The organism is Streptomyces sp. NPDC052236 (genome assembly GCF_044548015.1).
Classification (GTDB): Bacteria; Actinomycetota; Actinomycetes; order Streptomycetales; family Streptomycetaceae; genus Streptomyces.
In genome coordinates this window covers 90,071-112,386 of record NZ_JBIUBL010000018.1, presented here as the reverse complement: position 1 = coordinate 112,386, position 22,316 = coordinate 90,071, and the positions used below count along the sequence as shown (strand labels likewise).

The following is a 22,316-nucleotide window of genomic DNA, read 5'->3' as shown; positions in this document are numbered from 1 at the left end:
CCCGTCCGCGTTCCCTGTGCTGGATCCGCGCTGGTTGACCTGACGTCTCGTCACCTGTCGTCATCCCTGATTGTCCGTACCGCTGCTGGATCGGCGCTGGATCTACCTGACGCATCATCAGCCGGATGAGGCGGCGTCCGGCTGTGAAATCCGCGGCCGTCGGTTCCGCTGTGAGGCTGTACGTGCACGGGTTCGGCGCCGACGTGGCTCGGACCCTGTTCGCGGTCATCGACGGCGAGGAACCCGTGTCCCACCAGGTCGCCACCCCCTCGCTCGCCCCGCGCGGGTCGACGGCGCAGGGGATGTGCGTCGCCCGCCGTGTCAGTCGCCACCAGACGGGTGCCGACGCCTGGCAACGTGCCTGTATCGGCTCCATCCGACCGGCGCAGAGCCCGCATTCCCGCCCGCGGTGAGAGGACAGGCACCTTCATGGAGATCGGCTACAAGTTGGCGTCCGAGGCTTTCGGGCCCGCAGGCACTCATCCGTCAGGCAGTTGCCCCGAGGCCGCCGGTTTTGATTTCGTGGAGATGAGCGACCATTTCCATCCCTGGCTGGACAACCAGGGGCACTCTCCGTTACCTGGACGGCGTTCGGAGCCATTGCCGTCAGGACGGAGCGGGTAGGGCTCGTCACCGGTGTCACCTGTCCTACGATCCGCCACCACCCCGCGGTCATCGCCCAGGCGGCCGCCACGCTCGCTCTGGTGTCGCAGGGGCGCTTCGTGCTCGGCGCCGGCTCGGGAGAGCGCCTTAGCGAGCACGTGGTCGGACGCGGCTTCCCCGACTCCGTCCGGGTCAGGCACCAGATGCTGCGTGAAGCACTGGAGACCATCCGCCTGCTGTGGAGCGGCGGGTACCAGTCGTACGAAGGAGCCCGTGGCCGCCAGCGGGCAGAAAGCCGCCCATATCGCGGCGGAACTCGGTGACGGTCTGTTCGCCACCGAGGCCAAACCAGAGATCCTGCGGCACTACCGCCAGGCGGGCGGTCAGGGGCCCGGTTACGCCGAGGTTCCCATGGCCCTGGGCCACCGACACGGAAAGCGCCGCACGGGCGGCCCTGGAGACGTCGCACTGGGCACTGACGGGCTGGCAGGTGATGAGCGAACTACCCAATCCAGTCAACTTCGAAGCCGCCACCACAGCGGTAACTCTCCTCACCGTGATCAGGCTTGGGTGCCATCTGGGAAGTGACACCGGGCGGGACCTGCTGCTGTCGAGGCTGGGACATGCTCGCTCCTGCGATTCGGTCGAGCTGGAGGAGGCGGCACCAGCCCGCCAGTATGCGCGCCGAAATGCACCAGAGGGGGCGGGTGCCTCGTGGTGTGCGACGCTCACCCAGGCCGGAACTCTGCGCACCACCCATACTCACCCGCCGACCGACGCCCCGCCATGTGGGAACGGCGCGCCGCGTCGTACCACGGCGCATTGGAACCATGGTGTTTGACCTGGGTTGCGCCGTGGCACCTGCGGAGGGCAGAGGTGTCGGCTGCGGACTGGCGCACACGGGCATCTATGGACAAACTGGGGCAAGATCGGCGGGTGGTAGTGGGCAGTGCACGCGTACGGCGAAGTCAGATGCAGGTGACGGTTCCACCGGCTTGGGTATTCGCACACACAGGGAAGAGAACTTCATGGTCGAGAGGACTGTGCGTACTCCTGCCACTCCGGACGCCCTGGTGGATCCGCTCCGCAACCATGGTGTGGGGTTCACGCCGGCCGAGCGGGGTGAGCTGGGTCTGACCGGGCGTCTGCCGTCCGGGGTGCTGGGGCTTGAGCAGCAGGCGCAGCGCGCGTACCAGCAGTTGCAGGCCCAGGGCACTGACCTGGGCAAGAACGTGTACCTGGAGCAGCTGCACGACCGCAACGAGACCCTGTACTACAGGGTGCTCACCGATCACCTGGTGGAGCTGTTGCCGATCGTGTATGACCCCACAGTCGGCGAGGCGATCGAGAAGTACTCCCACGAGTACCGCTGCCCCCGCGGCATCTTCCTGTCCATCAACCGGCCCGAGGACATCGAGAAGGCGTTCGCCACCCTTCAGCTCGGGCCCGAGGACGTGGACCTGATCGTGTGCTCCGACGCCGAGCAGATCCTTGGCATCGGCGACTGGGGCGTGGGCGGCATCCAGATCGCGGTCGGCAAGCTGGCGGTCTACACCGCGGCGGCCGGCATCGACCCGGCCCGCGTCGTCCCCGTGTCACTGGATGTGGGAACGGACCGCGAGGCGCTGCTGAAGGATCCGCTGTACCTCGGCAACCGGCACCCCAGGGTCCGCGGCGCCGCCTATGACACGTTCATCGAGAAGTACCTGCGGACGGCCTCCTCCATGTTTCCGCGTGCGCTGCTGCACTTCGAGGACTTCGGCCCCAGCAACGCCCGGCGGATCCTGGAGAGCTACGGCGACGACTACCGGATCTTCAACGACGACATGCAGGGCACCGGTGCGATCACCCTGGCCGCAGCTCTGTCAGCGGTCAAGGTCAGCGGTGTGCCGATGCGGGAGCAGAAGCTGGTGGTCTTCGGCGCCGGCACCGCAGGGGTGGGCATCGCCGACCAGCTGCGCGATGCCATGGTCCGTGACGGTGCGAGCCGCCGGCAGGCCACGGCACAGATCTGGCTGATCGACAAGCAGGGTCTGCTCACCCGCGACACCAGCGGCCTGCGTGACTTCCAAGAACCCTACGCGCGCGATCCGTCAGAGGTTGCCGACTGGGCGGCCGATGACAACGGGATCTCGCTGCTGGAGACCGTGAGACGGGTCAAACCAACCATCCTGCTGGGCACCTCCACCGTGCACGGGGCATTTACCCGCGAGGTCGTCGAGGCCATGGCCGAGGGCGCCGAGCGACCGCTCATCCTCCCGCTCTCCAACCCGACCTCACGCATCGAGGCCATGCCGGCCGACGTCGTCGCCTGGACAAAGGGCAAGGCCCTGATCGCCGTCGGCATCCCCGTCCCACCCGTCGAGCACGACGGGGTGACTTACCAAGTTGCGCAGGCCAACAACGCGCTGCTGTACCCCGGGCTGGGCCTGGGCACGATCGTCTCCGGCGCGTCGCGCGTGACCGACGGGATGCTGCTGGCGGCCGCCCAGGCGGTGGCCGGCCAGGTCGACGTCAGCGCGCCGGGTGCTTCGCTGCTGCCGCCGGTGGAGGACTTGCGGAAGTTCTCCGCGATCACCGCGGCGATGGTCGTCGAAGCGGCGGTCAGCGAGGGCGTTGCCACCCGCAAGCCGACCGATCCCGGCCGGGCCGTGCGTGAGGCCATGTGGGAGCCCGTCTACGACGACGGAGCGACGGCATGACCACCCGGCGGCCCGCGGCGGCCGGGGCCGACCAGGCCCCGAAGGTTCTCGACATGCCTGTCGGTCTGCACACGACCGGCACCCGACGGGAGACGGACTCGACGGGCTCCGTTGACGTCCCCGCGGACGGTACTGGGGTGCGCAGACCCAGCGGTCTCTGATCCACTTCTCCATCGGGGACGACCGGATGCCCAAGGCCGTCTACCACGCCTACGGCCAGGTCAAGAAGGCCGCCGCGATCGTCAACGGGCGAGGCGGGCGGCTGCCCGCCTGGAGGCCGATCTGATCGCGAAGGTGGCGGACGAGGTCATCACGGGCAAGCTCGACATTGGGCCGGCGGGCGTAGCCCCCGTGGAGCTGGTACTGGTCGACGACTGCCCCCGGGCGGCTTCTCCATTCTCCGTCACTGAAGCACAGTCGGGCTGCCGATCTAGAACCAGCGCCGTGTAGATAGGCGTGGGGCAGGTGTGTCAAGAACGGTCTTTTGCGTGACGATGGGACAGTTTCTGGTGGTGTGTGGTCTCGTCGTTTGTAGTGGCTGGTGCGGGCCTGGTGTTGTCTGCGGCGGCGCCAGTGTGACCAGTGCGGGACATGGTCGATGCTCGGACGGGGCCGGGCAAGTCGGCGGAGTGTGCTGCCGCCGACATGGCCGGCTGGGCCGGTGAACTCGAGGTGCGAGGGTGCCTGAGCCGTCGCCTCGGCCGCGGGGCCCCGGGTCGGCCCGGAGCCCCTGGTGCCGCAGCACGGAACAGACCCGCTCCGGAAGGCGGGCGGAGCCTCAGGTGCGGTAGCCGTAGTAGGTCGAGTTCGGGTACGACGCGATGATGCTGGACAACGACCTGCGATAGGTGTTGGTGTCATGGTAGGTCAGATACGGGACGCCGCTCGCACTCCGGTATGTGGTCATCATGGTGTGGTCCTTGGACCCGTCCTTGTCGAAGTCCATCTGCATGACGTCGCCGATGTCCAGCTGGTACACGTTCGCCAGGGCTGTGGAACGCTTGGCCGTCTGCGTGAACCACGACCACTCGTTCACCCCGATCCAGGAGACCGACTGGCCGGATGTGCCGTAATGCCAGGTGCCGTAGTCCTCGTTCGAGGTCGTGACCGGCTTCCACGCGCCGGCCTTCAGGGACTGGCTCACGAAGTTGGTGCAGTCCCCGCCTGCCGAGCTGAAGCTCCGGTATTCCGGGTTGTAGTTCTTCCAGTGCTTCTCGGCATAGGTGGCCATCGCCGTGTAGTTGTAGCCCGTACCGGTCTTCTTCTTCGGGTTTGCCGGTGCGGGATAGTTGGTGGCGGCGCGGGGTGCGTCGATGACCGCCATCGAGGTCAGGACCGGCGCCGTCGGGGCCGGCTCGTTGACCGGCCGGGGTCCCTTGTCCGTGCGCCGGATGTTCGACAGCCCCCATGTGCCGTTCGGCTGCGCCGTGAAGGTCAGTTCATGATGCGCCGTGAAACCCGTCGTGGCGGGCTCGTCCCCTCGGATCTTCTCGTAGGTCAGCGTGGTGGTCTCGGTGACTTGGATCGTGGCCTGCGGTCCTTGCACCGTGGTCTTGTCCACGGTGACCTTGGTGTCCGCGGCGCTGTAGGCCTCGTTCAGCGCCCCGAGCCGGGACCGCCTGTCGGCCAGCGAGGACAGTGCGCCATTCTCCTTCTTGGTCAGCTCGGCGGACAGACGCACGCCTCCTGCCGCGAACCTCGGCGCCTGACGGGCCACCTGGCTCCGGTCCAGCAGGGCGGCCGTGCGGTCGGTCAGTACGGCGTCCGCGACACGACCGAAGGTGTCGTTCGTCGCCCGGGTCACCTGGGGAATGGTGACCCGCGCGCCGTCGGCCGCATGGGCGTCGGGCAGGGGCAGGGACACGATGGAGAGGGCTACGATCGCAACAATCGCACCGTGGCTGCTCAACGTCTCTGATCTCACTGGGATTCTCCTTGACCCCGGGGCGGTCGCGCCCCGGGGGAAGGATCTTTACATGTTCTCCTTAATCATGATGATCCGGGGGTGACTTCGCGCGCAGCAGCGCAACTCGCGATGCCTGACGGTAAATTTGCCGCCACAGACTACTTCACCACCGTCGACCAGTCCGGTGACTGCGCAGGTTCCAGGCTGCGCAGCTGTTCCAGGACCTCGGGTGTCTGCACATCGAGCCAGTCGGCCAGTTCCCGAAAGGACACACAGCGGACGTCTTCGCGGACGCACACCGTCTTGATGACTTCGTCGACGGCCTCCATGTAGATGCCGCCGTTCCAGTCCTCGAAATGGTTGCCGATGAACAGAGGTGCCCGGCTTCCGTGGTAGACGCGGTTGAAGCCGTCGAGATAGGTCTTGGTGGTCTCCGCCTTCCACCGGGCGTGCTGGGTCGGATCACCCTGGGTCTCACCCTCGGACTGGTTGTAGAGGAAGTTGAAGTCCATCGACAAGCCCTGGAATTTGCCGCCCTCGTACGGGAGCATCTGCAGCGGGAAGTCCCAGATGCCCTCCTTCTTGACGGGCCAGATCTGGAAGTCGCCCGAAGAGCTGGCGTCGTAGCGCCAGCCCAAGTTCTTGATGGCGGGGAGCAGCTTCTTCTGCCCCTCCAGGCAGGGCGCGCGCCCGCCCGTGATCTCCCTTTTCGCGTCGAAGGGCAGCGGCGGCAGGTCGGCGTAGCCGGTGTTGGTCTTCCAGTTCTGCACGAAGGAGTAGAACTGGCGGATCTCGCTCCTCCACTCCTCGGTGCTCCAGTCGCCCCCGCCCTTGTCTTCGCAGAAGTGACCGTTGAAGTGCGAGCCGATCTCGTGCCCGTCCTGCCACGCCTTGCCGAGCTGCTCCAGCGTGGAGCGTATGTGTGGGCCGGTGGGGAAGCTGATCGCGGCGGCTCCCGGCTCGTGCTGCGGTGGGCGGTACAGCGTCTTGCGCTCCTGGGGCACAAGGTAGATGCCGGTCAGGAAGAACGTCATGTGAACGTCGTACTGCTTGGCCAACTCCCGGTAGTGGGTGAAGAGATGGTCGTCGCCTTCCAGGGCGCCGTCCCAGGAGAAGACGACGAACTGGGGTGGTTTCTCGCCCGGCTTGAGCCGCTTCGGCTTCAGCTGTCCCTTCTGTGGACCCGTGTACGACGTGGATCCGTCCCCGAGGACCTTCGTCTTGCCGTCCCACTCGGGCTCCTCGGCTGCCCGGGGTGCGCTCCCCCGGCTGTCGGGACCGTCCCGCTTCCCGCTGGACGCGGTCGGTATGGTGTCGTCCGAGCGGGTGAGCGTGAGGAAGGCCGTGGCGATGGACGCCACGATGAGGAGGACCGCCATGGCCAGGAAGACCGGGCTGGCGAAGCGGGGAGCACCGCGGGACCGGCGGCGACGGCCGGATGTCGACTTCATGCATTGCTCATTCTGCGAGGGGGGTCGGGGTTCGGTGGCGCGGCGCCTCGGCCGTCGGTGTCAGCCGAGCGGACTCATAACGCTCGACCAGATGCCGTACGGAATGCCGGCGTCGGGAGCGCCGGCCAGCCCCTTCAGGGGCAGCGGTTCGAGGCTCTTGGTCAGGTCCATGCGGTAGACGACGACGGCGGTCGACACGGACCGATTCGTGCCGACGTACCAGGCGGCGGTGTCGTTCTGCGTGGTGCCGCTCTTGCCTGCCACCTGGGCCGCGGTGGGGTGCTCGCCGCGGAACGCGTCCGTGAGTGCCTCGGTGACCTGGTCGGCCACCTCGGCGCGCATGGCGCGGCGGGGACGGGGCGTCTCCAGACCGATTTGGGCGCCGTTGCGGGTGATGCGCCGCACCGAGTAGGGCTCGGTATGTCTGCCTTCCGCCGCGAACGTGGCGTAGGCGTTCGCCATCCGGATCGCGCTGGGCGTGGAACTGCCGAGGGACAGCCCGGGCACCTGCGGTCCCATGCTGGAAGGGAGCAGGCCGGCCCCCTCTGCAACCTTGCGGACCTTGTCCAGGCCGGTGTCCATGCCGAGTTGCATGAACGGCGTGTTCACGGACTCGGCGAGCGCCTTGTGCAGGGTGATCGGTCCCCAGGACCTGCCGCCGTCGTTGTGTGCGGCGACCTTCTTGCCGCTGCGGTCCCAGTAAGGTCCCTCGGGTGTGGTGACCGGGACGCCGTCGTTTCCGTCATAGACGGCCTGAGGAGTGAGCGGGGTCGCCGGGATGTCGCGTTGCTTGCGGACTCCGTTCTCCAGACCGGCCGCGTAGACGAAGGGCAGGAACGCCGAACCGGCTTGGACGGTGGTGGCGTTGGACTCGTTGAAGCCCTGCTTGCGGTGATCCAGTCCGCCGTGGACGGCGAGTATCCGACCGTCGTCGGCCACCGAGGCGGCTCCGAAGTGCGCGGTCTTGGCCTTGTCCGGATCGCGGTCCTTCGCCTCCTTGCGGGCTCGGGTGACGGCTTTGGTGAGCGCCGTCATCCGTTGCCGGTCGAAGGTGGTGTAGACCTGGTAGCCGCCCAGGTCAAATTCCTTGTCCGAGATGTGCGCGGACTTCTTGGCGTACTGGACGGCCAGCTCCACGAGGTAGTCGCTCTGTTTGCCGGTCTCGTAGACCCCGTTCTGATCGACGGGCATGGGGAAGCGCGTGATGCTGTCCCGTTCGGACCTGGACAGCTTGCCTATCTCCACCATGCGGTCGAGGTTCCACGACCACCGTTCGACGGCCCGCTCGTGATTCTCGCGGCTCAGGGCGGGGTCGTAGAGACCCGCACCTTTGAGGAGGGACGCGAGAAACGCCGCCTCGCTGACGTTGAGCTCGCCGACGTCCTTGCCGTAGTAGGCCTGGGCCGCCCGCTGGATGCCGTACGTGCCGCGGCCGAACCAGCTGGTGTTGAGGTAGCCCTCCAGGATCCGGTCCTTGCTCGTGCTCCGGTCGAGTTTGATGGCGATCATCGCCTCGGAGAACTTGCGGCTCAGGGAACGGTCCTGGGTCAGGTAGACATTCTTGACGTACTGCTGGGTGATGGTGGAGCCGCCCTGCGTGTCCCCCTCGCCCACCGTGCTCCACACCGCGCGGGTGATTCCGCTGACAGAAATGCCGGGGTCGGAGTAAAAGCTCGCGTTCTCCGCCGCCAGAACCGCCCACCTCACATGCTCGGGAATGTCCTTCAACGGCATCGCCTGCCGCCTCACCCAGCCGGAGCGGGCCATCGGTGTTCCGTCGGACCAGAAGTAGACGTTGTCCTGCTGGGTGGCGTAGGTGTTGAGGTTCTTCGGTATGTCCGTGGTGGCATAGGCGACGCCCAGCAACGCGCCGCTCAGCCCCAGACACATGAGCACGATCGCTCCCCACTGGCGCACGGAGGGAACCCAGCGCGGCCAGCCGCTGCGGCCCGGCCGCGGGTAATGCGGTCGGAGCCGGCGGGCGACCGGCGCGAACCGGTCAACGAAGCGGCCGAGGATGGGGTGCCGTGCGGGACTGCTTCGGCCACCACGACGTGGTGCGTGACCGGCCCCGGCGCCCGTCGGGTGGGAGACCGCCTCAGCGTCCGGGGCGGCTCCGGCTTGTTCCCCGCTGCGGCGGTACCAGGGGGACTTCGGTGCGGCCCGGCGGCGATGAGAGCCACCGCCTTGCGGCCTAGCCACGGCAGGCTCCGGCGTGTGCACCCGCTGCGGGGTGTCCGACACCTGCCAAGCGGCATGCCTCGATCGTCACTGCGTTTACTCTCCCCACTTGAAACTGCTCGCGCGGGCAGAGCAAACGCCGCATTTGCGGCTACGAGCCCCTTATTCCCCGGCCTTTCGGCATGTCGCAGGCCTTCACAAGTTATCAATGAGATTGAAATATTTTCGATCAAGAACCGGATAGAAGTAACATAAACGGTCATCCTCTGCCCTCGACGCAGCAGATTGGCTTGAAAGCGCCGGTCGCAGAAGTCTATCCGCAGACTGCAGATGCAAATCGGTCCGAGGGGAACGTCATGGAGGGAGGGAGTGGCCGCCTTCGGCAGCGCTCGCTCATGCACATCTCCACGCGCCCCCACGGCAAACTGGCTTGATTATGTCTCTGGTCCCCCAGGCACATCCTGCCCCGCGTTGCCAGTTAGGGCAACATGATCACCGAGGCGCCGAGGAAGTTTCGGCACGGGCCCGGGACCGCTGGTGCCGACGAGGCCCGGTCCCGCGAAGCCGGGGACGTTGGCAACGTTCGCGGCCCTGTCGGAACGCGGCGTTCGACCGCTCCGCAAGGCCGACGAGGACCTCGAGTGTCACGGGGGGTTGCGCACGTGGGTGCGGGGAGCCGGGCAGGCCGCCCGGCCCAGGGCCGGTGAGGCCACCGCATGGGAGAAGGAGAACCGGCAGCTGCGGGCCCGGGTGAAAGAACTCGAGCTCGACCGGGAGATTCTGCGGAGGGCCGCGAAGTATTTTGCGGGCGAGGCCTGCTGGTGAGGAACCGTCAATCAACTACTGCACGGTTTGATGTTGCTTGTGTAGCCGGCGATCGTGCTCTGCAGGGCCTCGAGTGTGCGGGGTGGGGTGGGTCCGCCGGGCTGGGCGAGGGCTGCGACGATGTCGGTGTGGCGAAGGCCAGTAGGGGTTGTACCCGCGCCGGTTGGTGCTTCTCTTCTTCTCGCGCTCGCCTTGGCCTCCGCCAGGACCCCGACACCAGGTCTCGAGCTCCTCCACGAGCCGGTCGAACTGCTCGCGGGACATGCCGGTCAGGGCGGGGTGCGTGAGCAGGGAGGTGGCCTCGGCCGGGATCGGGGTGTCTTCGCCTGTTCCGGCCCGGCCGGCGGTGCCCGCTGAGCGTCGTATGGGGCGAGGGTGTAGTTCCACTCCCCGTGGAAGTCGTCACGCTGGACGCGCTGCGTGATCACTTTGCGTTCGGCCTTGGTGAGGGTGCGTCCGGCGGCGTAGTCGTTCTCGTCGAGACGGCGTTGACGGTCAGTCCCGTGCTGGTGCGGGTGGCCGCGATGCTTTGAAGCAGGATCTGGCAGCTGGTCAGCGGTCGTCCGCGCAGGGTGTGGGTGATACGGGAGAACAGGCGGTGCTCGACCTTGTTTTACTTCGATGTTCCAGGCGGGCAGAGCAGGATGCTGATGGTCAGTGCGCACTCGTCGGCGAAGGCGGCCAGGTCCTTCTTGAAGAGGTGGGAGTCGGCCGAGTTCGCTCCTCCGGAGTCGGCGGTGATCAGGAGCCGGGTGGTGCCGGGGTGGTCCCGCCGGTCTGCTGGTTCCACCAGCGGCGGATGGACTCTGCCGCGAAGGCGGCGGTGTTTCGGTCGGTGCCCGCGTTCACCCAGCCGGTGTCCCGCACCAGGTCGTAGACGCCGTACGGGATCGCGATCGGGGTCTACGATCGGCTCCTTCTTCTTCGCGTCCACGCTCACCACCGGCAGGCCATGAGCCAGGAACCGCTCGACCGTGGCAATGATGTGCCGGAACTGGGCGTCAAGGTCAGGGACGTGGTTTCCGGCACGGGTCTTGGCCGTGCCTTGGAGGGGTGAAGCCCATCGAGCGCAACAGCTTGCCCACGACCGGGGCGCTGACCGGATGGCCTGCTGCGGTCAACTCCCGGGCCAGGTCCCGCAGCGAGGTTGTGGTCCGGCGCAGTGGGGAGACCGGGTCGCCGACCTCCCGCGGCTCGATCAGGGCCTCAAGCGCCGGCACCGGTCCCGGGTCGCACTCGTCGGCCGGCCTGCGGCCACCGCCGGGGCGGCGCACCCGTCCCAGCACAGGCGCACCGACCGCGAGCGCGTGCTGCGCGTCGCCGCCGAGCTCGGCTACCGGTTTCTCGCCCCGCCAGAGGTAGTCGCCCTGCTCGGCGAGTACGACTCCGGACATTGCCTTGACCAGCGTGGACTTGCCGGCGCCGTTGTCACCGAGCAGGCCCACCACCTCGCCCTGGTGGATCTTGAAGCTGACATCGTCGAGGACGGTGTTCGGGCCGTACCGCTTGGTGAGGGAGACCAGCTCCAGCAGGACTTCGCCGGTGTGCTCCGCGGTGTCGGCGTCGGTGTTGGTGTCGGTTTCGATGGGGGACATGGTTGCTCCGTTTCCGGCGGTGGGCGCGGCGGCGCTCATTCCGCCTTCCCCTGCCGTCCAGCAGGGCCTGGGCCGCGCGGGTGTGGGCCTCTTCGGTGTAGTCGCCCGTGATGATCCGCAGCCGCTCGGCGGCGATCGTGCCGGTGCCTCCGTCGGGGTGCGCCATCTCGCGGTGGCCGAGCCCGACGGGATGGTCGAGGGCCGGCCCCAGGCCCTGGTCGCGGTGGTCCGTGCGACATCGAGGGAGGGCGAGGCGATCCGGCGGCCAAGTGCCGGCTCAGGGCCGAGCGCGTCGGCGGCGGCCTCCAGCGCCCGGGCACGGGTCTGCTCGCCGGCGCCTGGCGCTTGCGGAACGCCAGCGAGACCAGCGCCTTCGGCACTCCGGCCCGCGCTGCGACATCACCTATCGGCGGACGTTTCGCCGGTAGGTGATGATCATCCCTGTATCTCCCTATATCTCCCGGCATTTCCCTGCGATCGACGCGTTGACCGCGCGCTGAAAGCGCACTACCGGGTATCGACCGGGTCGGGGAGAGCCTTGACGGGGATGGTAGGGCGGTCTAGTTTCAGCGACTAGAGCGCTCTAGTAACGCCTCTGTCGCATTCGGTTTCTCCTGCCATTCACGTCATCCATGCCACCCGTGCGAAAGGGAATCGGTCAGCGACTGCGCAACGCGACCCGCTGCCCGTTCCTCTTGGGCGAATTCACGGCGCACCAACTCGGTTGTCGTACGAAGGGTCAGTTTCCTTGGGTGTTCGTAGACGTCGGAGTGGGCAGGGGCGCGCTCTGGCTGATGAGAGTGGTGACGTCGGCGATGTCGCTGCCCCGGCCGGTTGAGTCTCGCGGAACGCCACGCGCCGGCGGTGGTCGGCAAGCCGAGGGGGCGGCGTCCTCGCGTTCGAGCGGACCAGGGAACAGGGCGCACGGCAGGGAAGGCACCGCATGGTCACCGTACCCATCCTCGTGCTCTCGCCCTGGGTTCATCGGCTGTGCTGTGCTGTGCCGGTCGGTGGCGCGGCGTCGTGTCGTGCCACCGACCGGTGTCGGTGTCAGGCCGCTGTGAGGGTGGCCTGGGAGGTGAGCTGCTGCATGACCTCGGTCAGTCCGGCGACGACCTCGCCGTCGTCGGCGGGGTGGGTGTCGGCGAAGCGGGTGATGGAGCCGGGGATGGACAGCTTGGCGTCCTCCAGCACCTTGCCGCCGGCGATGCCCACGGCCTTGCGGGCCTCGTCCTGCGCCCAGACACCGCCGTACTGGCCGAAGGCGGTGCCGACCACGGCGACGGGCTTTCCGCCGATGGCGCCGGCGCCGTAAGGGCGGGACAGCCAGTCGATGGCGTTCTTGAGGACGGCCGGAATGGTGCCGTTGTACTCGGGCGAGAAGAGCAGGAAGCCGTCCGCCTGGCCGGCCGCGGCGCGCAGCCGGGCGGCGGCCTCGGGTACGCCGGCCTCGACGTCGATGTCCTCGTTGTAGAAGGGCACGTCGGCCAGCCCCTCGTACAGCTCGATCTCGACGCCCTCGGGAGCGTGCTTTACGGCCGCCTCGGCGAGCTGGCGGTTGTGCGAACCGGCACGAAGGCTGCCGACGAGCGCGAGGATGCGAACAGACATGAGCGGTAACTCCTAAGATATGCGGTCCGATCTAAACGGACCAAGGTCCGCTTAAGGTTGTACCAGCTAAACGGACCACAGTCCACTTCTGTTCCCGTGGCGCTACGCTGGAGCCATGACTGCGTCCATTCCGCCCTTTCCCGCACCGATCGACGTCCCGGACGGACGGATGGATCTCACGCTCACGTCTGTCGGTGAGCAGCCTCGGCTGCGGGCCGATGCGGCACGCAATCGCACCCGGCTCCTTGAGGTCGCGGCCGATCTCGCCGCAGAGCGCGGAGCCGAGAACCTGACCATGGATGCCGTTGCCGCTGCCGCGCAGGTCGGGAAAGGCACAGTCTTCCGGCGGTTCGGTGACCGCACCGGACTGCTCATGGCACTCCTGGACCATCACGAGCAGCAGCTCCAGGCCGCCTTCCTCACGGGCCCGCCACCGCTGGGGCCCGGTGTGTCGGCCCTGGAGCGGCTACAGGCCTTTGGCCTGGGTGTCATCCGCCACGAACATGCCCACCGTGGCCTCTACCTGGCCGCCCACGCGGAAGCCGCCCGGCGCTACACCGCCCCGTCGTACCGTCTCCGGATCACCCACGTGGCCATGCTCCTGCGCCAGGCGAAGGCAGCCGGTGACATCGAGCTCCTCGCGCACACACTGATGGGGTATCTCGACACCACGCTTGCTCATCATCTGATCGCCCAGCGAGGAATGTCGCCGGAACGTGTGGCAGCCGGCTGGCGCGACCTTGTCGCACGCCTGGGAACAGCGGCGTAGGCGCTCGGCGGGGTCGGCCGTCCAAGGTCGGTTCCGAGCACGTCGCATCCCGGGTTGAGTAGCTCGCCGTGGATCTTTCGGTATCCCAGGCGGGGTTTCCAGGGTGAGACGGAGTATCAAGCGCGCCGCCTGTTGCCACGTCGGGCGGGTGGCTTCGCCGCGAGTACGACGGCCCGTACATGATCTCCCACAGGCCGTCCGAGTGCTCGAGTACATCCACGGGCACGTGTGCTTCAGGCCGCACAGCTGCTCGCGGAACTCCTCGGCGTCCAACCCGACCCGGGCCGCGAGCTGCGGTATTTCACCATCGTTCAGGTGCAGGCACATGATGTCGGGTACGTCTTCGGACCGGTTGTCGGCGATGCCGAGGCTGCGCACGTACGCGACGGCCTGCCTGCTCACTGAAGCACCCCCTGGTTGGGCCGTCCGGAGGCATCCCGATGGTGATCCGACGGATCACTACGGACGATGGTGCTCGAGCCCCCGGCGCAGCTCCAGGTCTCCTGGGTCCGCTGCGCGGATCGGACGATCCGCGACGCCACCGCGAGGTACGTGCCGCAGGAAGCCGGCAGGGGCTCGTCAGGCGGTGCTTCACCCGTGCAGTGCCCCCAGTGGCGGTCGAAGGAGATTCCCCATGTCGTTGTCAAGCGGCTGCCGTGACGGGTGGTGTGGCTTGGTAGCACCGTCCGTCACGGATCAGGGCCCACAGGACATTGACTCTGCGGCGGGCGAGTGCGAGCAGGGCCTGCTTGTGTCCTTTGCCCTCGGCGCGTTTCCGGTGGTGGTAGATCTTGGATGCGGGGCAGAGTCGCAGGCTCGTCAACGACGACAGGTAGAACAACCGCAGCAGGCTGCGGTTGCAGCGGCGAGGCCGGCGAGCCGGTCGCTGGTGCCGAAGGCGTTCATGTCCCCGCCGGTCGCGGCGAGGAACTCAGCGCCGAGTTTGGTACCCATCCCGGCCGGGCTCAGGATCGCCTCTGCGTGCCGGTGCTCGCGAAACCGAGCCTCGATCAGGGCGTCGATCTCGGCGATCTCCTCTTCGAGGGCGATCACCCCCTTGGCCGACCGCACGATCACGGTGGCGGCCAGTTTCTTCCCGGCCGGCGCAGTGTGCTGGGCGTTCGCTGCATCCACCGCGGTCTTGGCGAGTGCGGTGGCTCCGCGGACTTTGCGGTTCCTCAGCCAGGTCTCGATGCGGCGGGCACCCGTCCGGCGTATCGCCGCCGGGGTCTGGTATCCCGTCAGCAGCGTCACCGGCCCCTGGTCGGTCAGGTCCAGAGCCCGCTCCAACGCGGGGAAGACCTCCAGGAGTTGAGCGCGCAGCCGGTTGATCTGCCGGGTCCTGTCGGCGACCAGGTCGGTCCGGCGAGCGGTCAGGACGCGCAGGTCCACCGCAACGTCGTCACCGGGCCGCAGCGGCGCCAGGTCGCGGCGCATCCGGGCCTGGTCGGCGATGACGAACGCGTCCTTGGCGTCCGTCTTGCCTTCGCCCCGGTAGCTGCCCGAGGCGCGGTTGACCGCGCGGCCGGTGATGTAGATCAGCGGCTGGTTGTGGGCTGCGAGCAGGCCAATCAAGAGTGCTGCCCCGCCGTGGTTGAGGTCGACCGCCCAGGTGACTTCCTCGTCCGGGGCGAGCACGTCCGCGATCAGCTCCAGCAGGGCCATCTCGTCGTTGAGCACGCGACGGGACAGCAGCCGTCTGCCGTCAGTGTCGATCACCACGCCGTGATGGTGTTCCTTGCCTGCGTCCACGCCCGCCCATATCCAGGGCACAGCCACCTCCGTCAGCTCGTCGTTCACCGTTCCCGGCAGACGACCTCGCCGACGCGTCCCTGCACAGCGATATTGCGTCGCACATCCCAACTGGCGGCCGAGTCGTCGCGGGGCTCCAGGCAGCCAATCTCCTTAAGCCGTCCAGCGGCTACACCATGCCGGCCACACCCGGAGCCCCTGGGCCCTCCGATCCCACGAATGACCAGATCAGACCCGACAAGAAAGGTAGGGACACCCCATGGGTCCTGTTGGCGTACGCCGGTGCCGACCGGCGGGACTCTTCCCGGCCGGCTTGGGTGTGTGTCCGGTCGCGGTCACCGTCGGCACGGCCGGCACATCGCGCACGGCCTGCGGAGTCAGGAGGTGATCACGTGAGGATTCCCCCCGGGTCCGGCGTCGGCTCGCGCCCGCCGGCGCTACGGATCCCGTCGAGTCCCGGAAGGTCACTGGCGGTCTTGGTGGGGATCCTGCTGGTCCTCCTCCTGTCGGCGTTTCTAACGGGTCGGTTCGGCATCGCGAACGTCAGCTGGGCCCTGACCTACACGGGTCGCATCACCGGTGCCATCCTCATCCTGGCTGCGGCCACCACGGTGTTGGGCGCTGCCGCGGTCGTGGACCACTGGTACCGGAACAGCTTCCCCTATTCGGGAATGGTCGCGCTGATCGGCACAGTCGCGGCATTGATGACCAACGGGATGCTCCTGCTCGAGACACTCAAGGGCGATTCCACGGCCTACCGGGTGCTGTGGGGCCTGCTCACGGCGGGTTCCCTGTGGGCTGTCATCGCGGTGTGGCGGACATCGGTCGTGATCCCCGCTCCCAAACGGGTGGCCGCGGCAGTGATTGTCTCCTCGTGTCTTGCGCTGGCCAATTTCGGCTACCAGTCCTTCTACAAGCCGTACCAGAGCGGGGCCAAGCCTGTCATCAAGTTGACCGTAGGGAAGCCGATGCTGAGTCAGAACCGTAAGGCGTTCTCAGTGCCGGTCGACATCAAACTCGAGAACCAAAGCGATCTGGGGTTCTACGTGCTCGGCGCGGAGTTCCACGCCATGGGGGAACGGGTGCCGCTGAGCCCGAGAGACCGGCTCCGCACGCAGTGGCGAGCCGATGCCGAGCAGTGGAGCAAATCCCACTTCCTGGAGACGCACCCGCTTTCCCGCAGGGAGATCCACCAGCCCGGCCAGTTGGTGGCGGCGCAGCCATGGATGCCGCCTGGACACTGGATCGAGTCAAATGACGAGTTCGTCACCCGAACGGTTGTGCAACTGCCTATCGGCACGCCCTACGACCAGTTGGCGTTCTACGCCACCGCGAGCTTCGCGCGCAAGGACCGGCTCGGCCTGGAGAAGGTCGACCCGAAGGGGAACTCCTGGTCTGGCGGCAAAGTGCCCCGCTGGATGAAGACGCAGAAAGACGTCGACTCCGTCATCTACCGCGGCAGAGTGCGCGAGAACAACGCGATCGACGAACAAACGAGGGATCCACGCTTCGTCACTGTCTATTGGACATTCGGCCCGCACGGCGCAAGCGTGCTCGAAACCATTACGCGAAGCGGTGAGGAAGACCGCAAGATGAGCGACGCAGAAACGCACGACTTGGTGAATCGGTACGGAATCGTCGAGGCCCAAACGGGCCCGTTCGAACAGACGCTGTGGGACATCAAGAGTCAGCGATGAGCGGCATGACCGCACCCCGCGTGCGGGGGCGCCGACGCAATCGCTCCAGCCACATCACCAGGGCGAGAGAGCTGTTCACGCGATCCCAGGAGTAGGCGTCCCCCACGCCGAGCTGCGCCTCCCTCACCGCCCGGCACAGCGTCTCGACGTCGAACATCTCCGCGACCAGCGGATGCCTCGCGGCGCGGCAGAGGTCGATGAGTTCCTCGCCATGTGTCCGCAAGCCGCGGGCGTAGACCTCGTCGAAGGGAACCTTGACCACCCGGCCGCGGATCCCGGGCGGGAGCATATCTGCCATGGCCTCGCGCAGAACCGCCTTCGGACGGCCCGGACGGAACGTGGCTTCGGCGGGGAGGCGGCGCATCGTGGCGATGACCTCTGGGTCGAGGAAGGGATGCGACAGGAAGAATCCGTCCTGCCGTGCGCGGTGCCAGGACAGTGGGTCGGGAGCGGCGATGTAATTGGCCGCCTCGTAGAGGGACTGTTCCGGCTGGCGTCCGAACATGAAGTGGCTCTCCGCGATGCCGGCCTCACGGTAGCCGTGAGCCCGCGCGAATCCGGACCGCAGCCATGGGGGGCGGGTGAAGCTGCCGAGGCCGCCGAGCACCGTTCCGCGACGGCGGACGAGCGCTGTGATGCGTTCGGCTGCCAGCGGCAGCGTCGGCCGCACGACGTAGGCGGAGACGACGTCCCGCAAACCCCGCTCGCTGCCCGCGGCCCAGGCACGTGCCTGCTTCGTCATCTGCCGGAGCTGTCCTGTGCGGGCCAGCCCGTGCAGGTGAAACGGGTTGGCGTCGGCAATCGGATCGGCTCCGCAGCCGGTCAGGAGGATGTCACAGCCCAGTTCCGCCGCAGCGGCGTGCAGCCTGCTCCAGAACGGGGCGCGGAAGGCGTGCGCATGAGGCTCGTCCGGATCTCCCGCGTGGTGCTGGAAGTCGTCGAAGTCGGCCACGTCGTCGACATCGACGACGACTGTGCGCGCCGCAGGTGCGTGACGGCGGATCTCCTCCATCGCCTCGTCGAGGTACGGCTGCTCCCCGGCCAGTTCTCCCCTGCCGAAGCCCCCGGCGAGAAGGACGAGGTCCCCGGGGTGGCCCTCTCCCGCGGCGAGCAGACGCGCTGCGAGCAACGCGATGCTGGTGGAGTCGGTGCCGCCGGAGACATGACATGCCGTCATCTCGCCCATACGGCGCCCAACAGCGTTCTCCAGTGCGAGGCGCAGGCTCTTCGCGGCCCCGCTCAAGCCGCGTCCGTCTGATGCCGGCAACGACGGGTCGTCGGCCTGACGGTCGCGTCGCGACACCCGACCGCGCATCTGCCCCGTGAGCGAAAGTTCCACCACCTCGCCGCCAAGGACGCGGTGCACCCCGGCGAAAGGGGTGAGTTCCGAGTGCGGTTGGGCCATGTTGCCCGTCAGGTACCGGCAGAAGTAGTGACGTTCCAGCTCCGCCGCGTCGCCCAAGCGGCGCGCCGAGGTACTCACCGAGCTCACGCGGCCACCGGACTCCCTGAAGTACAGGGGGGTGCGTGCCTGCTCGTCCCGTATCAGCAGGATGCGGTCGCGGCACACCAGGACAGCCGCGTAGTCGCCGGTCGGCAGACGCGGTGCGGCTCCCGGTCGGCCGAAGTCGTCGAGGAGGCGGCGCGCGCCCGCCACGCGGTCACGGAACGAGCCGACCCAGCCGACGACCGCCGCGGTACCGGCCCGTGAGGAGACCGTCGTCACGAGTCCCTGCCGCGCCATGTCCCCGGCCGCCCAGAGCTTCGGTGCGCCCTCGGCCCATTCGAGGCCGAGTGCTTCCACGTCACTGCCCTCCGCCGTCGATCGAGAGAACCGGCGCGAACGTGTGCCCGTGCGGATCGGCATCAGGGATGCACATGTCGGCCGAAGACGTCCAGGTATGCACGGCGAACGGATGCTCGCGCACACCGACATGCAGCACCGCCTTCAGGCCACGCCGCCGCAGCAGAACGAAAGCCGTCACGGCCTCGGCCTTGCAGTCGTCGTTGACGAGCCAGCTACTGCGGCTGTGCGATGTGACTGCTCGCTTCAGCCGTGCGACGTCCTCCGCGGAGGGGGTGTCCGCACGGGCGTACTCCGGGGCTGCCAAGGACAGGAGCCGAAGGACGCGCCCGAAACCCATGGTCCGGATCAGCAGGTGCACTCCGCGCAGCCAGAGCCCGACCTCGGTGTCGGAATGCTCCCTCGGGCGGGCCGTGGCACACCCGGCGTGCATGAGACTGGTGACGAGTTCCGCGCGTTCCTCAGCGCTCCCGTCGGTGAACTTCTGGATGTCTGCGGTTGCCATTCCCAGGAAACGCGTCCGCCTCCAGTCCGCGATCAGCGCTCCGCTCGACATCCTGGTGACACGGCAGTGCGGTGACAGGATCCGCGTCATGGCTACCAGGGCATCGGTATCCTCTGCCACCGCACATCCTCCAGGCGCGTGATGTCAGCCCATGTATCCGTGTCCGTCGTAATAGCTACCGCTGTAGCCCCGGATCAGACTGCCCTTGCCGAGAAGAACAAGCCCGCGTGGCATACGACGGCGCAGCAGTCGGAGAAACATCGCCCACCTCCAGGGTCAGGCAACCGTCAGTTAATTCCAGGCTACTCGGCCCCGGATGCCCCGCAAGCGGATTGCCGGTGACCCGCGCCGCGAAGCACGAGCGGTTCGCCGGGCTGCGTGGGCGGCAGTTCTCATCCGGCCGATTCGTTGGCAGCCAAGCACGGAGGGCATCCGCATCGCAGAATCGGCGGGCCAGGTCTTCGCCGAAGAGGGCAAGGCCGCCGCGCCGCAGGTAGCCGGTGCCCGGCAGGACGGGCCGGTCGGTGAGGCGCCGGTCGGCGGGAGTGAAAGGAACCTCGGGCAGAAGGGCTGCGGCGCTCCCTCGTCGTCCACATGCGCGTCAGCCTTCCCCCGCCCCCAGGACCAGCACCTGGATGGCCAGGACCGCCGCCCCCTGCGCCCAGTCATGGAAATCGGACACCTTCATTTCCAGCACCACCGGGTCCGCCAGCGGGTGGCGGTTCGCGAGGATGGCCTCCTGGACGGCCGTCCCCGCCACATCCACCAGGCCGACGCCTTCACCCGCGAGCAGGATCTTCTGCGGCATCGCGAAGTTGGCGATCTGGGCCACCAGCGTGCCCAGGCCCCGAGCCGCCTCGTTCAGTACGCGCGAGGTCAGGGGGTCACCCTCGGCGGCGAGGGTGAGGATCTCCGCGTAGCTCACCTCCCGGCCGACGGCCGCCTGCACCTGGTGGCGGATGCTGGGGATCGTCAGCAGTGCGATGGCGCTGCCGCGCTCTCCGTCCGGGGTGAGGGGACCGTACGGATCGACGATCCAGCGGCGGCCGACGCCACGCCCGTCCTCGGCGGTGCGGACTCGCTTGCCGCCGAGGACCAGGCCGTACCCGATGCCCGCCCCGATGGTGAGCACCGCGAATCTCTCCAGGCCCCGGCCCGCGCCGAACCAGGTCTCGGCCTCGACCAGCGCCGCGACATCGTTCTCCACGACCACCGGCAGGCCCGTGCGCTCCTCCACGAGGTCGGCGAAGTGCACTTCGTCCCAGCCCAGGAAGACGGACTCAACCACGGTGGACCGCTCCCGGACGCGACCGCCCACACCGATGCCGACTCCGGCCAGCCGGGGAAAGCCGCGCGCGAAGCCGTCCGTCATCTCCTGGAGAAGATCGGCGACCGCGTGCGGCTCATGGGTGGTGAGCGGACGGTCCTGGCGAGCGACGATGTCGCTTCTGAGCGTGGTGACCACGCCGTAGACCATATCCTCGGTGATCTTGAAGCCGGCGAAGTACCGGGAGTCCGCGACGATGTCCAGGGGCTGCGAGGGACGGCCCTGCCGGGACGAGGCCGTGGGCGTGCCCTCCTCCACCAGCAGGCCCGACTCCAGCAGCGGCTTCGTCAGCCGGGTAAGGCTGCCCGCCGAGAGGTTGAGCCGGCGGGCAATCTCGCTCCGTGAGAGCGGGCCGTGGGTGAGTACCTCGATCGCCACCGTACGTTCGCCGGGGCTCAGCGGCAGCCAGCTCTCGACACGTGTGCTCATGGAAACCTCTCGCACGAAGGAGTCATCCCCAAGATTTATTCTGTTACGGAACTAATGTCAACTGAACTTCACTGCCGCACTGCCGCAAAAGGTTCTTCCCGCCTGGCTATTGACGGGAAGTTTATTCCGGGTCGAAAGTAAGGGCTCCCCGAGGACGAGCCGCACATCAGGGAGTCCCAGATGACTGTCGCCTCCAGCAGTCCACCATCGCGCCTCCGCTTGCGCGGCGCGGTGAAAACCCGGACGAGACCGAAGAAAGAGGCCCATGAACGCGACGGCGGCGGGCGCGGAGACGGCGCCCTGGCAGCGCTCTTCATCGCGCCGGCCATGCTCGGCTACCTGGTGTTCCTGCTCTGGCCCACCCTTCGGGGCATCTGGCTCAGCTTCACCCGGTTCAACCTGCTGACCCCGGCCGAGTGGGTAGGCCTCGACAACTACGTACGCATGGTCAACGATCCCATCTTCTGGGCATCGTTGCGGGTCACCCTCGAGTACGTGTTCATCAACATCGGGGTGCAGACGGTCGCCGCGCTGGCCATCGCCGTACTCATGCAGCGGCTCACGCAGTCGTCTCTGCTGCGCGGCATCGTGCTGACGCCCTACCTCATCTCCAACGTGGTCGCCGGAATCGTCTGGCTCTGGATGCTCGACACACAGCTCGGCATCGGCAACGAGATCATCGGCGCCCTGGGCTTCGAGCACATCCCATTCCTGGCGGACGAGACCTGGGCGATACCCACGATCGCGCTCATCAACGTATGGCGGCACGTCGGGTACACCGCGCTGCTGCTGTTCGCCGGTCTCCAGGCCATCCCCCACGATGTCTACGAGGCCGCGAAGATCGACGGAGCGAGTGAGTGGCGCATGTTCTGGCGGGTCACGCTGCCGCTGCTGCGGCCGGTACTCGCGGTCGTTCTGATCATGACCGTGATCGGATCGTTCCAGGTCTTCGACACGGTCGCGGTGACGACCCTCGGCGGCCCGGCCAACGCCACCAACGTGCTCCAGCTGTACATCTACAGCTCCGCGTTCGGGCGGTTCCAGTTCGGCTACGCCTCGGCGATGTCCGTCGCGCTCCTCGTGGTGCTCAGCGTGATCACCATCATCCAGTACCGGGTCACCCGGGCCGGCCACACCGACCTCGGCTGACTGAAGGGAG

At 67.6% G+C, this 22,316-nt stretch carries 14 protein-coding genes and 5 pseudogenes; 9 read left to right on the top strand and 10 right to left on the bottom strand.

Annotated features, from left to right (window positions below; genetic code table 11):
• Nucleotides 1–164 precede the first annotated feature (164 nt).
• The 4 genes and pseudogenes from ACIHCQ_RS27425 to ACIHCQ_RS27410 form a co-directional block, all read left to right on the top strand.
• Nucleotides 165–296: pseudogene (locus ACIHCQ_RS27425) on the top strand (LacI family transcriptional regulator); the annotation flags it as partial.
• 133 nt (nucleotides 297–429) lie between these two features.
• Nucleotides 430–1,270 (top strand): annotated as a pseudogene (locus ACIHCQ_RS27420) (TIGR03557 family F420-dependent LLM class oxidoreductase); the annotation flags it as partial.
• A 361-nt stretch (nucleotides 1,271–1,631) separates the two neighbouring features.
• The gene (locus tag ACIHCQ_RS27415) at nucleotides 1,632–3,305 is read left to right on the top strand and encodes an NAD-dependent malic enzyme (protein WP_399667647.1); all 1,674 of its coding nucleotides are present in this window, start codon (nucleotides 1,632–1,634) and stop codon (nucleotides 3,303–3,305) included.
• Nucleotides 3,302–3,466 carry a hypothetical protein gene (locus tag ACIHCQ_RS27410; protein WP_399667644.1) on the top strand — a complete coding sequence of 55 codons (165 nt, stop codon included), beginning with the start codon at nucleotides 3,302–3,304 and terminating at the stop codon, nucleotides 3,464–3,466. Before ACIHCQ_RS27415 ends, ACIHCQ_RS27410 begins: the two co-directional genes overlap by 4 nt.
• Nucleotides 3,467–4,083: 617 nt before the next feature.
• Here the strand turns inward: ACIHCQ_RS27410 and ACIHCQ_RS27405 are convergent.
• The 3 genes from ACIHCQ_RS27405 to ACIHCQ_RS27395 all read right to left on the bottom strand — a co-directional run bounded on the left by ACIHCQ_RS27405 (nucleotide 4,084) and on the right by ACIHCQ_RS27395 (nucleotide 8,681).
• Entirely contained in the window at nucleotides 4,084–5,229 is a 1,146-nt protein-coding gene (locus tag ACIHCQ_RS27405; protein ID WP_399667641.1) for an amidase domain-containing protein, read from the bottom strand.
• A 140-nt stretch (nucleotides 5,230–5,369) separates the two neighbouring features.
• Nucleotides 5,370–6,662 (bottom strand): hypothetical protein, encoded by a 1,293-nt coding sequence (locus tag ACIHCQ_RS27400; RefSeq protein WP_399667638.1) that lies wholly within the window; start codon nucleotides 6,660–6,662, stop codon nucleotides 5,370–5,372.
• Between the two features lie 60 nt (nucleotides 6,663–6,722).
• Complete coding sequence (locus ACIHCQ_RS27395) at nucleotides 6,723–8,681, bottom strand: transglycosylase domain-containing protein (RefSeq protein ID WP_399667818.1); 1,959 nt, start codon at nucleotides 8,679–8,681, stop codon at nucleotides 6,723–6,725.
• Between the two features lie 816 nt (nucleotides 8,682–9,497).
• On the opposite strand from ACIHCQ_RS27395, the pseudogene ACIHCQ_RS27390 reads away from it, so the two are divergent.
• Nucleotides 9,498–9,653, top strand: a pseudogene (locus ACIHCQ_RS27390) (IS3 family transposase); the annotation flags it as partial.
• A 439-nt stretch (nucleotides 9,654–10,092) separates the two neighbouring features.
• Here the strand turns inward: ACIHCQ_RS27390 and ACIHCQ_RS27385 are convergent.
• The 3 genes and pseudogenes from ACIHCQ_RS27385 to ACIHCQ_RS27375 all read right to left on the bottom strand — a co-directional run bounded on the left by ACIHCQ_RS27385 (nucleotide 10,093) and on the right by ACIHCQ_RS27375 (nucleotide 12,874).
• A pseudogene (locus ACIHCQ_RS27385) lies at nucleotides 10,093–10,773 on the bottom strand (hypothetical protein).
• Nucleotides 10,676–11,263: an ATP-binding cassette domain-containing protein gene (locus ACIHCQ_RS27380; protein ID WP_399667636.1), complete on the bottom strand. Its 588-nt coding sequence runs from the start codon at nucleotides 11,261–11,263 to the stop codon at nucleotides 10,676–10,678. The pseudogene ACIHCQ_RS27385 and the gene ACIHCQ_RS27380 overlap by 98 nt, the downstream one beginning before the upstream one ends.
• A 1,050-nt stretch (nucleotides 11,264–12,313) precedes the next feature.
• Nucleotides 12,314–12,874: an NAD(P)H-dependent oxidoreductase gene (locus ACIHCQ_RS27375; protein ID WP_399667633.1), complete on the bottom strand. Its 561-nt coding sequence runs from the start codon at nucleotides 12,872–12,874 to the stop codon at nucleotides 12,314–12,316.
• 115 nt (nucleotides 12,875–12,989) lie between these two features.
• Between ACIHCQ_RS27375 and ACIHCQ_RS27370 the strand changes: the two genes are divergently transcribed.
• Nucleotides 12,990–13,643, top strand: a complete 654-nt coding sequence (locus ACIHCQ_RS27370; protein WP_399667630.1) for a TetR/AcrR family transcriptional regulator — start codon at nucleotides 12,990–12,992, stop codon at nucleotides 13,641–13,643.
• A gap of 228 nt (nucleotides 13,644–13,871) precedes the next feature.
• On the top strand, nucleotides 13,872–14,048 hold the full coding sequence (locus tag ACIHCQ_RS27365; RefSeq protein ID WP_399667627.1) for a hypothetical protein: 177 nt from the start codon (nucleotides 13,872–13,874) through the stop codon (nucleotides 14,046–14,048).
• A gap of 238 nt (nucleotides 14,049–14,286) precedes the next feature.
• On the opposite strand, the pseudogene ACIHCQ_RS27360 reads toward ACIHCQ_RS27365, so the two are convergent.
• Nucleotides 14,287–15,416, bottom strand: a pseudogene (locus tag ACIHCQ_RS27360) (IS110 family transposase).
• Between the two features lie 458 nt (nucleotides 15,417–15,874).
• On the opposite strand from ACIHCQ_RS27360, the gene ACIHCQ_RS27355 reads away from it, so the two are divergent.
• Nucleotides 15,875–17,092 carry a hypothetical protein gene (locus ACIHCQ_RS27355; protein WP_399667624.1) on the top strand — a complete coding sequence of 406 codons (1,218 nt, stop codon included), beginning with the start codon at nucleotides 15,875–15,877 and terminating at the stop codon, nucleotides 17,090–17,092.
• Here ACIHCQ_RS27355 and ACIHCQ_RS27350 read toward each other — a convergent pair.
• The 3 genes from ACIHCQ_RS27350 to ACIHCQ_RS27340 all read right to left on the bottom strand — a co-directional run bounded on the left by ACIHCQ_RS27350 (nucleotide 17,076) and on the right by ACIHCQ_RS27340 (nucleotide 21,157).
• Nucleotides 17,076–18,896 (bottom strand): asparagine synthase-related protein, encoded by a 1,821-nt coding sequence (locus tag ACIHCQ_RS27350; RefSeq protein WP_399667622.1) that lies wholly within the window; start codon nucleotides 18,894–18,896, stop codon nucleotides 17,076–17,078. The two genes, ACIHCQ_RS27355 and ACIHCQ_RS27350, sit on opposite strands and share 17 nt — an antisense overlap.
• Before the next feature lies 1 nt (nucleotide 18,897).
• A complete protein-coding gene (locus tag ACIHCQ_RS27345; protein WP_399667619.1) occupies nucleotides 18,898–19,521 on the bottom strand; it encodes a lasso peptide biosynthesis B2 protein in 624 nt (207 codons plus the stop codon).
• A gap of 481 nt (nucleotides 19,522–20,002) precedes the next feature.
• The gene (locus ACIHCQ_RS27340) at nucleotides 20,003–21,157 is read right to left on the bottom strand and encodes an ROK family protein (RefSeq protein ID WP_399667616.1); all 1,155 of its coding nucleotides are present in this window, start codon (nucleotides 21,155–21,157) and stop codon (nucleotides 20,003–20,005) included.
• A 180-nt stretch (nucleotides 21,158–21,337) separates the two neighbouring features.
• Between ACIHCQ_RS27340 and ACIHCQ_RS27335 the strand changes: the two genes are divergently transcribed.
• On the top strand, nucleotides 21,338–22,306 hold the full coding sequence (locus ACIHCQ_RS27335) for a carbohydrate ABC transporter permease (protein WP_399667613.1): 969 nt from the start codon (nucleotides 21,338–21,340) through the stop codon (nucleotides 22,304–22,306).
• Nucleotides 22,307–22,316: the final 10 nt, after the last annotated feature.